Annotated in this window: 10 protein-coding genes; all 10 read right to left on the bottom strand. The window is 69.5% G+C overall.

Annotated features, from left to right (window positions below; genetic code table 11):
- Positions 1 to 290: 290 nt before the first annotated feature.
- The 10 genes from M2317_RS04035 to M2317_RS04080 all read right to left on the bottom strand — a co-directional run bounded on the left by M2317_RS04035 (position 291) and on the right by M2317_RS04080 (position 13,670).
- Positions 291 to 947, bottom strand: coding sequence for a thymidine kinase (locus M2317_RS04035; RefSeq protein ID WP_429457515.1), 657 nt, complete (start codon positions 945 to 947; stop codon positions 291 to 293).
- 9 nt (positions 948 to 956) lie between these two features.
- A complete protein-coding gene (locus M2317_RS04040) occupies positions 957 to 2,429 on the bottom strand; it encodes a malate:quinone oxidoreductase (RefSeq protein WP_429457517.1) in 1,473 nt (490 codons plus the stop codon).
- Between the two features lie 170 nt (positions 2,430 to 2,599).
- Positions 2,600 to 3,670: an aspartate-semialdehyde dehydrogenase gene (locus M2317_RS04045; protein WP_429457519.1), complete on the bottom strand. Its 1,071-nt coding sequence runs from the start codon at positions 3,668 to 3,670 to the stop codon at positions 2,600 to 2,602.
- Positions 3,671 to 3,929: 259 nt separating this feature from the next.
- A complete protein-coding gene (locus M2317_RS04050) occupies positions 3,930 to 5,216 on the bottom strand; it encodes an aspartate kinase (RefSeq protein ID WP_429457521.1) in 1,287 nt (428 codons plus the stop codon).
- 115 nt (positions 5,217 to 5,331) lie between these two features.
- On the bottom strand, positions 5,332 to 6,249 hold the full coding sequence (locus M2317_RS04055; protein ID WP_429457523.1) for a DMT family transporter: 918 nt from the start codon (positions 6,247 to 6,249) through the stop codon (positions 5,332 to 5,334).
- A gap of 22 nt (positions 6,250 to 6,271) precedes the next feature.
- The gene (recR, locus tag M2317_RS04060) at positions 6,272 to 6,865 is read right to left on the bottom strand and encodes a recombination mediator RecR (RefSeq protein WP_429457525.1); all 594 of its coding nucleotides are present in this window, start codon (positions 6,863 to 6,865) and stop codon (positions 6,272 to 6,274) included.
- On the bottom strand, positions 6,865 to 9,288 hold the full coding sequence (locus M2317_RS04065; protein WP_429457527.1) for a DNA polymerase III subunit gamma and tau: 2,424 nt from the start codon (positions 9,286 to 9,288) through the stop codon (positions 6,865 to 6,867). Before M2317_RS04065 ends, recR begins: the two co-directional genes overlap by 1 nt.
- Positions 9,289 to 9,349: 61 nt before the next feature.
- The gene (locus tag M2317_RS04070; RefSeq protein ID WP_429457528.1) at positions 9,350 to 10,399 is read right to left on the bottom strand and encodes a DUF2207 family protein; all 1,050 of its coding nucleotides are present in this window, start codon (positions 10,397 to 10,399) and stop codon (positions 9,350 to 9,352) included.
- 41 nt (positions 10,400 to 10,440) lie between these two features.
- Positions 10,441 to 12,924 (bottom strand): glycoside hydrolase family 65 protein, encoded by a 2,484-nt coding sequence (locus tag M2317_RS04075; protein WP_429457530.1) that lies wholly within the window; start codon positions 12,922 to 12,924, stop codon positions 10,441 to 10,443.
- Positions 12,921 to 13,670: an HAD family hydrolase gene (locus M2317_RS04080; RefSeq protein WP_429457532.1), complete on the bottom strand. Its 750-nt coding sequence runs from the start codon at positions 13,668 to 13,670 to the stop codon at positions 12,921 to 12,923. Before M2317_RS04080 ends, M2317_RS04075 begins: the two co-directional genes overlap by 4 nt.
- Between the last annotated feature and the right edge of the window lie 18 nt (positions 13,671 to 13,688).

The raw sequence follows: 13,688 nt of genomic DNA on the forward strand, positions 1-13,688 counted from the left end.
CGGCATGCACGCAGACGCAACACGAACAGCGACCGGAACGGCCCGCGCGCGGCCTGCACCGACACGAAATGCGACCGGAACAGGGCGAGACGCGTCCCGGCGAGGCGTCTGCCGACAGCGCGAGACTCCGGTCGCAGTTCGTGCCGGATAGCGCCCCACTTCAGCGGTTCCCGTCGCAGTTGATGCCGGTTGTCGCGCGCGGAAGCGACACGAACTGCGACCGGAACACCCGGCACGCAGGCGGAAGCGACACGAACTGCGACCGGAACCGAGGAGGCGGCGACGCGCGCTCAGCCCAGACGACCGCCGGACTCCTCGAGATAGCAGTTGCCGCACAGCGACTCGTACGTGACGACGTCGACGGGTGCTCCCCCGCCGGCGCCCTCGTCGATCGCGACCTGGTCGCCGTCGAACACGAAGCGCCCACCGATGACGCGCCCGTTGAACACGGCCTTGCGCCCGCAGCGGCAGATCGTCTTCAGCTCCTCCAGCGAATGCGCGATGGCCAGCAGTCGGGCCGACCCTGGGAAGGCGTGCGTGAGGAAGTCGTTGCGGATGCCGTAGGCCATCACCGGGATGCCGTCCACGACCGCGATCCGGAACAGATCGTCGATCTGGGCCGGCGTGAGGAACTGCGCCTCGTCGATCAGCAGGCAGGCGACATCCGCCGGCCGCTCGGCCGGAATGAGTCCCTCGTCGTCGTGCCGCCGCATCCGCTCGCGCTCGCGCAGGAACAGCTCACGGGCGTCATCCTGCGGGCCGATCAGGAAATCGACCTCACGGGTGACGCCGAGGCGGCTCTCGATCTGCGCCGCGCCCTTGGTGTCGATCGCAGGCTTGGCGAGCAGCACGTGCTGACCGCGCTCCTCGTAGTTGTACGCGGCCTGCAGCAGCGACGTGGACTTGCCCGAATTCATCGCGCCGTAGCGGAAGTAGAGCTTCGCCACGGTCGCCTGCTAGCGGTTGATGCCGAGGGTGGCAGCCGTGGACGTCATCGACTGCTCCGCGGCCGCGGCATCCGGGTTCAGCTTCTCGCCGTACGTCGGGATGAGTTCGCGCAGCGCCGGCTCCCACGACGGGTAGTCCTCCGGGAAGCACTTCTGCAGCAGCTCGAGCATGATCGGGACCGCAGTGGATGCCCCGGGCGACGCACCGAGAAGCCCGGCGATCGAGCCGTCGGCCGAGGAGACGACCTCGGTGCCGAACTGCAGGATGCCGCCCTTCTGCGGATCCTTCTTCATGACCTGGGCGCGCTGACCGGCCTGGATGAGCGTCCAGTCCTCGTCCTTCGCCGTCGGCATGAACACGCGCAGGCTGTCGACCTTCTTGCGGTGGTTCTTGACCAGCTCGCTGACCAGGTACGTGATGAGGTCAGGATTCGCGAACGCCACGCGCAGCATCGGCCAGAGGTTGTGCGTGCGGACCTGGCCGACGATGTCGAACATCGAACCGTTCTTGAGGAACTTCGGGCTGAAGGTCGCGAACGGACCGAACAGCAGCGATTCCTCGCCGTCGACGACGCGGGTGTCCAGGTGCGGCACCGACATCGGCGGAGCGCCGACGGACGCCTGCGAGTACACCTTCGCCTTGTGCTGCGAGACGACCTTCGGGTTCGTCGTCTTCAGGAACTGCCCGCCGATCGGGAAGACGCCGTAGCCCTTGATCTCGGGGATGCCGGAGCGCTGCAGGAGCTTCAGCGCCCAGCCACCGGCGCCGACGAAGACGAACCGCGCCTTGACCTCGCTCGGCGTGCGGCCGAGCGTCGTGCGGTACTTGACCAGCCAGGTGCCGTCCTTCTGGCGCTTGAGGCTGCGGACCTCCTGGTTGGTGCGCAGGTCGACCCCGCTGGAGGTGAGGTGGTCGAAGAGCTGGTGGGTCAGCGCACCGAAGTCCACATCGGTGCCGGCCGGCACGCGCGTCGCGGCGAACGGCTCGCCCTTGCGGCGCTTCTGCATGAGCAGGGGCGCCCATTTGTTGATGACGCGGGAGTCGTCGGAGTACTCGATGCCCTCGAACAGCGGCTGCTGCTTGAGCACCTCGTAGCGCTCCTTGAGGTAGGCGACATCCTTCTCGCCGCGCACGAACGTCATGTGCGGGGTGGCATTGATGAACGTCGACGGTTCGTCGAGCACGCCCTTGTCGACCAGCGAGGACCAGAACTGGCGGCTCTGCTGGAACTGCTCGTTGATCGACACCGCCTTGGCGGGGTCGAGCGGGCCGTTCGGGTTCTTGGGCATGTAGTTGAGCTCGCACAGGGCAGCATGGCCAGTACCCGCGTTGTTCCACGGGTTGGAGCTCTCCTGGGCCACCTCGCTCAGTCGCTCGAAGGCGACGATCTTCCAGTCCGGCTGCAGTTCGTGAAGCAGCGTACCGAGGGTGGCGCTCATGATGCCGCCACCGATGAGGACGACGTCGACGGATTCAGTCACCTGAACAGTCTAGTTCGCCGCGGCATCCGCTCCGACCGGCGGCCGCACGGACCGATCTCGGGTACGGATGTCAGGAAATCCCCCGGATGCAGGGCCATCCAGGGCTGCATCGTCCGACACCCGGGAATCGTCCCGACATTCGTACCGCGGTGACGGATGAGGCGGCCGGGTCAGGCCGGGACGGCGAGACGTGCGGCGACGATCTCGGCGATCTGGACGGCGTTGAGCGCCGCGCCCTTGCGCAGGTTGTCGTTGCTGATGAACAGCACGAGGCCCTTGCCCTCCGGTGCGGACTGGTCGGCGCGGATGCGGCCGACGAAGCTCGGGTCCTTGCCGGCGGCGTACAGCGGCGTCGGGACCTCCTCCAGCACGACACCGGGCGCCGCCGAGAGGACCTCGCGCGCACGGTCGGGAGTGATCTCTCCCGCGAACTCGGCGTGGATCGACAGCGAGTGACCGGTGAAGACCGGGACGCGCACGCACGTGCCGGCGACGCGGAGGTCCGGCAGCTCGAGGATCTTGCGGCTCTCGTTGCGGAGCTTCTTCTCCTCGTCGGTCTCGTTCTGCCCGTCGTCGACGAGGTTTCCCGCGAACGGGATCACGTCGAACGCGATCGGGGCGACGTACTTCTCCGGCTGCGGGAAGTCGATGGACGATCCGTCGTGCACGAGCCGCAGCGTGTCGCCCTGGGCGAGGACGCCCTCGACCTGCCCGAGCAGCTCCTGCGCACCGGCGAGACCGGAGCCGGAGACCGCCTGGTACGTCGAGACGATGAGCCGCTCGAGGCCCGCCTCGGCGTGCAGAGCCTTGAGGGCCGGCATCGCGGCCATCGTGGTGCAGTTCGGGTTGGCGATGATGCCCTTGGGGCGCTCGTCGATGGCGTGCGGGTTGACCTCGCTGACCACGAGCGGGACCTCGGGGTCATTGCGCCAGGCGCTGGAGTTGTCGATCACGACGGCACCGGCCTCGGCGAAGCGCGGCGCGTAGGCGCGGCTGGCCGTGGCACCGGCGGAGAACAGCGCGATCTCGATGCCCGACGGGTCGGCGGTCTCGACGTCCTCGGCGATGACGGTGACGCCGCCGAACTCGATTGCGCTGCCCGCCGAGCGGGCGGACGAGAACAGGCGCAGTTCGCGGATCGGGAACGACCGCTCGCTGAGAATCTCACGCATCACGGTGCCCACCTGGCCGGTGGCGCCGACGATGGCGACGGAGAATCCTGAGTCGGAGATGCGGGTCATGGGGCTTTCCTCGGGCTGATGCAGAACTGCAGGCGAGGCGCTCGGCACGGCGTCGGAGTGCGGATGCCGCGCCTGGCGCCGGTGTCAGGGTTTCCGCGAGTCTACCGCGCCGGGAGAGCGCCGGCTCCCGGCGAGACGTACTTTGCGGGGTGAGGCTTTGATGCCGCACCCAAGCCTCACCCCGCAAAGCAAGTCTCGCGGTCTGGGACGGCCCGGGAACGGTTCGGGGACGGTCTGCGGCGGTCTGAGAAAGACCGGGTCAGCGGCCGGTGCCGGCGTGGACGGTCGCTTCGATCTCGTTGTCGAGACCGTAGGCGGTGTGCACGGCGCGGGCGGCGTCAGCCAGTTCGTCGCCGCGGAGCACGACGGAGATGCGGATCTCCGAGGTCGAGATCATCTCGATGTTCACGCCGGCGATCGACAGCGCCTCGAACAGCTTCGCCGAGACGCCGGAGTGCGTGCGCATCCCGGCACCGACGACCGACAGCTTGCCGATCTGGTCGTCGTGCACGAGGCTCTCGAACCCGATGTCGGACTGCTCTCCGGCGAGCGCCTTGAGAGCGGCCGAGGCATCCGCCTTGGGAAGGGTGAACGAGATGTCGGTGCGGCCCGTCGCCGCAGCCGACACGTTCTGCACGATCATGTCGACGTTGGCACCCGACTTCGCGACGATCTGGAAGATCTCCGCGGCCTTACCAGGCACGTCGGGGACGCCGATGATCGTGATCTTGGCCTGGCTGAGGTCGGTCGCGACTCCGGCGACGATCGGTTCTTCCATGACTTCTCCCTCAGATTCGCGGGGGTTGACCATCCCCCGGCCCAGAACGTAGGTGCCCTCCGCCGACGAGAACGACGAACGGGCGTGGATCAGGACGCCGTGACGGCGCGCGTACTCGACGGCTCGGATGTACAGCACCTTGGCGCCGTTGGCCGCGAGTTCGAGCATCTCCTCGCTGGAGACGTGGTCGAGTTTGCGCGCGTTCGGGATGACTCGCGGATCCGCCGTGAAGATGCCGTCGACGTCGCTGTAGATCTCGCAGACGTCGGCGTCGAGCGCCGCGGCCATGGCGACGGCGGTCGTGTCCGATCCGCCGCGGCCGAGAGTGGTGATGTCCTGCGTATCGTCGTTGAGCCCCTGGAAACCGGCGACGATGACGATCGCGCCCTCGTCGAGCGCCTCGCGCACGCGCTTCGGGTTGACCTCGACGATGCGGGCGGAACCGTACTTGTCGTCGGTTCGCATCCCGGCCTGCGGGCCGGTGTAGGAGCGTGCGTCGAAGCCCATCGAGTGGATGGCCATCGCCAGCAGCGCCATCGAGATGCGCTCACCGCTCGAGAGCAGCATGTCCATCTCGCGGGGGGCGGGAATGGGCGCGACCTCGGCGGCCAGATCGAGCAGCTCATCCGTGGTGTCGCCCATCGCGCTCACGGCGACGACCACGTCGTGACCGGCGCGACGGGTGTCGACGATGCGCTTGGCGACGCGCTTGATGCTCTCTGCGTCGGCGACAGACGAGCCGCCGTACTTCTGCACGATGAGGGCCACGGAACACTCCCAGGGATTTCGGGCGGATCCGCCCACCGCACATTCTACTTTCGCGCCGTATGCCCCATTGCGCATGTGACGCACCAGCCGGCGGACACGGCGTCGGATGCCGTGGTCACGGCGTCTGCGGCGGACTCGGCGTCACGGCGGGTGCGGCACGCAGGCGTCCCCCGGTGGCGGCGAACCAGCAGCCGACGATCACCAGCGGGAATCCGATCAGAAGCCCCGGCGTGATCGGCTCGGACAGCACGATCGCGCCGAGGATGATCGCGACCACCGGGTTGACGTAGGTGAACAGCGGTGCCCTGACGGGACCCACCTCGCGGATCAGGGCGAAGAAGGCCAGGAAGGCGATGGCCGTGCAGATCACGGCGAGCGCGAGCAGAGCACCGGTGGATTCGAGCGTGGGGACCTCATGCTGCGTTGCGAACGCGATGGGGAGGTAGATGACGCCGATCGCGATCAGCGCGAGCGTGATCGTCCCGAGCGAAGGCACGTCGCCGAGCTTCCTCGCGATGATGAACGGCGCGATCGCGTACAGCACCGCGACCAGCAGCACCTCCCCCGCCGCGACCAGATCGCCCGATGCGAGACCCGGTCCGGCGACGACGATCGCGACGCCGGCGAACCCGACCAGCAGTCCTCCGAGCCGCACAGGGCGCAGCACCGTGCGGTCGCCGCCGCCGAGCGCGATGAGCGCCGCGAACAGCGGAACGGTCGCGACGAGCAGACCGGTCGGCCCGGAGTGCAGCGTCTGCTCTGCGTGGCCGAGCAGCACGAAGGGCCCGCCCATCTCGACGAGTCCGAAGGCCAGCACCCACGGCCACTTCTTGAGCGCCGGACGCAGCGCACCGCTGCGGATCGCGAACGGCAGGAGCAGGAGCGCTGCGATCAGGGTGCGACCCGCCACGATCGCCGGCGGCGAGTAGGATTCCACCGCGATGCGGATGAACAGGTAGGGCACGCCCCACAGCAGCGCCATGGCCCCGAAGAGCAGCCAGCCGCGTCGGCTCACCGTGGTGTGCGCGTTCACGACCCCGCCTCGCCGTGCCGCATCACAAGGTGCGACGGCCTTCGAAGGCACGACCGAGAGTGACCTCGTCCGCGTACTCCAGGTCGCCGCCGACCGGCAGCCCGGAGGCGAGCCTCGAGACGGTGATCTGCATCGTCGTAAGGAGCCTGCTGAGGTAGCTCGCGGTCGCCTCGCCCTCGAGGTTCGGGTTCGTCGCGAGGATGACCTCCTGCACGGTGCCGTCCGCGAGGCGCGTCATGAGCTGAGTGATGCGCAGGTCGTCCGGCCCGACTCCGGCGATCGGGCTGATCGCGCCGCCGAGCACGTGGTACAGGCCACGGAACTCACGGGTGCGTTCGATCGCCGCGACGTCCTTGGCGTCCTCGACCACGCAGATCAGTGCGCTGTTGCGCCGCGGGTCGCGGCAGATCGCGCAGCGGTCCTGCTCGGAGACGTTGCCGCAGATCTCGCAGAACCGGACGCGCTCGCGCACTTCGGTGAGCAGTTCGGACAGCCGCGCCACATCGAACGACGGCGTCTGCAGGATGTGGAACGCGATGCGCTGCGCGGACTTCGGCCCGATCCCGGGGAGTCTCCCGAACTCGTCGATCAGCTCTTGGACGATGCCGTCGTACATCAGCTGAACCTCGTCGCGGTCGGGGGCTCATACGGCTCTTCGCGCACGAAGGTCGCGCCGAGCACCTGTCGGACCACGGCCTCGCCGTAGCGCTGGATCCCCTCCGGCGCCGCGGACCGAGCGGTCACGACAGGAGCCTGCGGGGCTGGTCGGGTCTGCGCTGCGGGTGCTGCCGCCCGGCTGACCGGTGCGGATGCCGGGCTCGCCGGTGCGGTTGACGGGGAGGGAGCGGATGCCGTGGCCGGCGCGGCCGGGTACGCCGCACCGTGATCGGACGGATCGTATGGCGGTTCGTCCTCGTCCGGTGCGTCGTCATCGCCGGGCAGCGGAGGTTCATCGTCGGAGACGCGTCCGTCGACGGGCGGCTGCGGTGCGGACGCTGCGGATTCGACCTCGGTCGGCTCGTCATCGACGGGCAGCGGGGTCTGCGGCGTCTCGTTCCCCTGGGGGATGGGCGCCACGGCCCACTCCGTCACGGGCGACGACGATAACGCGCTCGGCCGTGGTGCCCGCTGGGATGCCGGAGCCGGAGCCGCGGCCGGGGCAGGTGCTCCCCCGGCCGGAAGCGGCGCCGGCTTGTACTTCACCTTGACGCCCAGCTCCTGCTCGATCGCCGTGCGCAGGTGATCGGACGGGCCGGGGCCCGGAGTGGGGCCCTTGAACCGCGGGACGTCCTGCGGGCTGACGAATCCGAGCGTCAGCACTTCGGAATCGGACGCGTAGGCGAGCGGCTGGATCGTGGTCACCATGAGCCACGCGGAGCGGCTGATGCCCTCCAGTCGCGTCAGCACGGCGGGCCATGCGGCGCGGATGCGATCGAAGTCGACGGGCCCGGTCGCGGCGGACGTCGGCACCGACTCTGCGATGGGTGCTGTTGCGGGCTCGGGCGACACGGATTCCGGCGCCGGCTCGACAGGAACGCGTTGCGGGTCGCCCGCGGCTCGCTCATCGCGCGAGGAGGCATCGGCCAGCGGGGCGGGCGAGGGAGCGGCAGTCTCCGGCGATGCGGGCTCGGATGCAGCGGTCTCGGCAGGAACACGATCCGGCTCACCGGCGGTTCGGTCGGCGGAGGGAGCAGCGGAGGGGACCGTCGTCCGAGCGACCGGAGCTGCCGCAGGCGGTGTCGCGGCGGCAGACGCGGACAGCGCAGCAGCAGACGAGGCGGCGGGCGCAGCCGGCGTGGGAGCGGGCGCAGCCGCAGAGGCAGCCTGCGCAGCAGTGGCCGGAGTCTGAGCCGGAGCCGCCGGCGCGGACGCCGGGGAAACCTGCGCAATGGAAGCCGGAGCAGCAGGGCTCGCTGCCATCGCCGGAGCGAGCACACGGGCGATCAGCAGCTCGAGATGCAGGCGCGGCGACGTGGCACCGGACATGTCGTCCAGGGCGGCGCTGACAACATCGGCTGTGTGCGACAGACGTGCCTGCCCGAAGCCGGCCGCCTGCGTCTGCATGCGCTGCATCTCGTCCGACGGGATGCCGCGCAGCACTGCGGAGGCGCCGTCGCCCACGGCGGCGATCACGATGAGGTCGCGCAGCCGCTCCAGCAGATCGTCGACGAAGCGTCGCGGGTCCTGACCGGTCTGGACGACGCGGTCGACTGCCGGGAAGGCCGCGGCCGCATCGCCGGCGGCCAGGGCATCGACGATCTCGTCGAGCAGAGCGGCGTGCGTGTAACCGAGCAGCGACACCGCGCGCTCGTAGGCGACGAACGGCGCCTGCCCCGAGCCTGCCGAAGGGTCGGACCCGGCGATCAGCTGGTCCAGCAACGACAGGGTGTCTCGCGGCGAGCCGCCGCCGGCGCGGACGACGAGGGGCAGCACGCCCTGCTCGACCTGGACGCCCTCTTCCGTGCACAGCTTCTCGACGTACTCGAGCATCGCGGCCGGCGGAACGAGGCGGAACGGGTAGTGATGCGTCCTCGAGCGGATCGTGCCGAGCACCTTCTCGGGCTCGGTCGTCGCGAAGATGAACTTGACGTGCTCGGGCGGCTCTTCGACGAGCTTGAGCAGCGCGTTGAACCCCTGCGGCGTCACCATGTGCGCCTCGTCGAGGATGAAGATCTTGAAGCGATCGCGGCTCGGCGCGAAGGTCGCGCGCTCGCGCAGATCGCGGGCGTCGTCGACGCCGTTGTGGCTGGCCGCGTCGATCTCGACGACATCGAGCGAACCGCCGCCGTTTCGCGACAGCTCGACGCAGCTCGGGCAGACGCCGCACGGGGTGTCCGTCGGGCCCTCGGCGCAGTTGAGGCAACGCGCGAGGATGCGGGCCGACGTCGTCTTGCCGCAGCCGCGAGGCCCGGAGAACAGATAGGCGTGCCCGACTCGGTCGCTGCGCAGCGCCGTCATGAGCGGTTCGGTCACCTGCGACTGCCCGATCATCTCCGCAAAGGTCTCGGGCCGATAGCGGCGGTAGAGGGCTGTGGTCACCCGTCCAGCCTACGGCGTGCCGCCGACACGAGTTGCTGTTCCTCCACATCCGGCCCGGGGGTCAGCTCAGAGCGTCGAGCACCGACCCGATGCCCTCGATCGCGCCACCCGTCGCGTCGGCGAGATCGCCGACCGCGGTGATGAGATTCAGGGCACCGCCGACGAGCTCCAGCACCACCAGCACTCCCTCCACCGCGTCGAGCACGTCGTCCATCCCTTCCACGTGCGCGAGGTCCTGTCCGTCGAGCTTCAGCATCCGGGACCAGCTCCTCTCCTCACCGAACAGAACCGCGTACGGCAGCAGCCGTTCGTTGAGCAGGAACCGCTGCAGCCGGGCATCGGAGGCCTCCGCCGAGACGTCGGCCCGGAGCAGCGCGCCGTCGACGGACTGGCCGAAGCGCAGCGGCTCGCGCTCCGCGAGCGCGATGTACTCGCGGACGCCGGCCAGATGCGTCCGCAGCGGATCCGCGGCCGGTGCGAATCGGCGCCACGGGCGCGGGATCAGGCACATCGCCGCGATCACGACGCCCGTCGAGACCAGCAGCAGGACGGCTCCGACGACGTCGTCGTTCATGAACGTCCCGAGGGCGAAGAACAGTGTGCTCGCGATCCCCGCCCACGCGAACACCCAGAGCACCACCACCGGCCACGTCCGGCGGCCCCTCCCCACGAGCCCCGCATCGATCAGCCGCTGCTCCGCGTTCGCGAGGAGCGTGCGCACGCGTCCGGACAGCGCACGACGGTCCTTCGAGAACCGCCGCACCCGGCCGGGGGTGTGATCCGGACCGAACAGGGCCTCGAGCACAGCGATCTCACCGGGCGTGAACTGCGCACCGTCGACGACTTCGACCCCGACCGGAGTCCGCTTGTCTGCGTCGTCGGGAGCCAGCAACCTGACCTTGCGCCGAACGGCCATGTCGACCAGCGCGGCCGCGACCGTCCGCCGATCCGCGCGCAGCAGGAGCCCGTCGGACACGACGTCCGCCCCGTCCGATGGCGCGAAGCGCGCCCCGGGTGACGCGGGCGTCGCATGCGCGACCGCCCGCGCCCAGAGCGCCCCACCCAGCAGAAGGAGGGCGGGGATGAGACCGAGGATGAGGGCGACGAGCACCTGATCAGTCTAGGAAGTGCCGCGCCGCCGCCATCGACGCCTCAGTCCGGGAAGCCGGTGATCACCGGGATCGCGCTCGTCACCACGGGCACGGATGCCGACATCAGCGTGCCGTCGTCGCGCCGTGCGTCGGCGAACTGCCGCAGCGTCGGGCGTCCGGGGATCACGGGCCCCTGCCCCACCAGCGTCACGACGACGTCCTGCCCCTCGGATGCCGTGAACGACGCGCCGCGCACGGTGAACGTCACGGGGTCGCCGACGCGCACCCGCACCCGCAGCTCGTCCCGGGTGAGTGCGACCTCGAGTGCCGTTCCCCGCCACTGCAGCGGATACGACAGCGACGGCCAGTCGACGGGAAGGCGCGGATCGAAGCTCAGCTCGCCGCCGTGATCGCGCATGCCGCCGAAGCCGCTCACGAGAGCCGTCCAGACGCCGCCCGCCGACGCCACGTGCACGCCGTCCGCGGCGTTGTGGTGCAGGTCGCCGAGGTCGACGAACAGCGACTGCTCGAAGTACTCCTTCGCGAGATCCTGGTAGCCCACCTCGGCGGCTAGGATCGACTGCACGACCGCCGACAGCGTGGAATCGCCGGTGGTCAGCGGGTCGTAGTACTCGAAGTCGGCCAGTTTCTCCTCGGCCGAGAAGTGGTTGCCCTGCAGGAACAGCGCGAGCACGACATCCGCCTGCTTGAGCACCTGGAACCGGTAGATCACCAGAGGGTGGAAGTGCAGCAGCAGGGGACGCTGGTCGTCCGGCGTGTGCGCGAGGTCCCACACCTCGCGCTCCAGGAACAGCGAATCCTGCGGGTGGATGCCGAGGCCGTCGCTGAACGGGATGTACATCGCATCCGCCGCCTGGTCCCAGGCCTCCGCCTCCCCGGCGTCCAATCCGGTGCGCTCCACGAGCGCGTCGAAGGCGCGCGGATCGCTCGCCGCGAGTTCGCGCACGACGCGGGCCGCCAGGCGCAGATTGAACCGCGCCATGACGTTGGTGAAGAGGTTGTCGTTGACGACCGTCGTGTACTCGTCAGGCCCCGTGACGCCGTGGATGTGGAATGTCGCATCGCCGTTCGTGCCGCGCCAGAACCCGAGGGTCGCCCACAGCCGGGCGGTCTCCACGGCGATGTCGACGCCCTCGCGATGCAGGAAGTCCACGTCACCGGTGGCGCGCACGTACTTGCCGAGCGCGAAGCTCACGTCGGCGTTGATGTGGTACTGCGCGGTGCCGGCGGCGTAGTACGCCGAGGCCTCCTCGCCGTTGATGGTGCGCCACGGGAACAGCGCCCCTGCTTCGTTGAGCTGCGCGGCGCGGCGACGCGCGGCCGGGAGCATGAGCACGCGAGCGCGGAGCGCGTTGCGCGCCCACTGCGGCGACGTGTAGGTGAGGAACGGCAGGACGTAGATCTCGGTGTCCCAGAAGTAGTGCCCGCTGTACCCGGACCCCGAGACGCCCTTGGCCGGCACGCCAGAGCCGTCGGCCCGTGCCGAGGCCTGCGCCAGCTGGAACAGGCACCACCTGGTCGCCTGCTGCAGGGCATCCTGTCCGCCGATGCGCACATCGCTGCGCTCCCAGAAGGCATCCAGCCACGCCTCCTGGATGCGGAACTGCAGCTCGACGCCCTCGACCGCGACCCGGTCGAGCGATCGGCGGCAGCGATCCACGAGCTCGCGCGCCGGAACGCCGCGGGAGGTGTGATAGCTGATGAGCTTCGTGATGCGGATCGGGACGCCGGCCTTCGCCTGCACGCGGAACACGTTCTTCGCGATGTCGGGTTCGATGAGCTGGCGCGCGCTGTACTCGTTGTCGGTCTCGATGACGTGATCGGCGACGACCGCCGCCGTCATGCCGGACTCGGTGACCTGGTACGACAGCGCGGAGCGCAGTCCGTCCTGCCAGTACTCGACCGGCTGCAGCACCCGCTCGGTGATCTTCTCGGCGCGCCGCGGGTCGAAGCCCGCCTTCTTCGCCGCCACCGGCGTGCCGCCGTAGACGTTCCCGCCGTCCTGTCGGTTGAGGATCTGACAGCTGATCGTGACGGGAGCATCGGAGTTCTCGACGGTGACCTCGAGGCGGAGGATCGCGAGGTGGCGCTCTTCGAAGCTCACCATGCGCTCATCGCGCATCCGGACGCGCTTTCCGGAGGGCGTCTCCCACACCAGGTCTCTGCTCAGGATGCCGGTGCGCATGTCGAGCGAGCGGGTGTACTCGCGCACGTCGGCTTCGTCGAACGAGATCGGCTCGTCGTCGACGTACACCCGCATGACCTTGGCGTCCGGCGCGTTGATGATCGTCTGACCGACCTCGGCGAAGCCGTACGCCTGCTCGGCGTGACGGATCGGCCAGGTCTCGTGCAGGCCGTTGATGAACGTGCCGTGCTCGTGTGCGCCCCGGCCCTCGATGTGGTTGCCGCGGAGGCCCAGGTAGCCGTTGCCGACCGCGAAGAGCGTCTCGGAGACGCCGTCCTCGGTGTAGCGCGTCTCGACCAGGCGCCACGGGTCGACGGGGAAGCGGTCGCGATCGATCATGCGGTCTCCGAAGGGGTCGTCGGGAGGAGTCGGGAGAGGTCATCGACGATACAGGTGGCACCGGACTCCCGGAGCACATCGGGGCCGGCGCCGCGGTCGACGCCGACGACGGTGGCGAACCGGGCGGCCGAGGCGGACGCGACGCCGGCCACGGCATCCTCGACGGCTGCGCCCGTGGCGACGTCGATGCCGAGCGCCGCAGCACCGGCGGTGAACATGTCGGCCGCCGGTTTCGACGCGAGCGCGTCGCGCTCGGCGACGACCCCGTCGACGACGATCTCGAAGAATCCGCGGATGCCGGCGCTGCCGAGGACCTCCTCGGCGTTCTTGGAGCTCGACACGACGCCCATGCGGATGCCGGCGTCCCGCAGATGCTCGAGCAGTGCGAGCGATCCCGGGTACGGGGCGATGCCCTCCGCCCGCAGGGATGCCGAGAACGCGGCGTTCTTGCGGTTGCCGATGCCGCAGATCGTCTCAACCGCCGGATCATCGTCGACGGCGCCCCACGGGATCTCGACGTTGCGGCTGCGCAGCAGGCTCGCCACGCCGTCGTAGCGCTTCTTGCCGTCGACGTACGCGAAGTAGTCGTCATCGGTGTACGGAGGTTCGATGCCCCACCGTGCGAAGACGTCGTCGAACACGGCCTGCCATGCGCGCATGTGCACTTCGGCGGTGGGGGTCAGAACGCCGTCCAGATCGAACAGGACGCCGGACATGGTGCGCAGATCGGGCAGGGTGTCGGACACGCGGGCCTCCAAAGGAGC

Origin of the sequence: Microbacterium sp. ZKA21 (assembly GCF_050434165.1) — a bacterium.
Classification (GTDB): domain Bacteria; phylum Actinomycetota; class Actinomycetes; order Actinomycetales; family Microbacteriaceae; genus Microbacterium.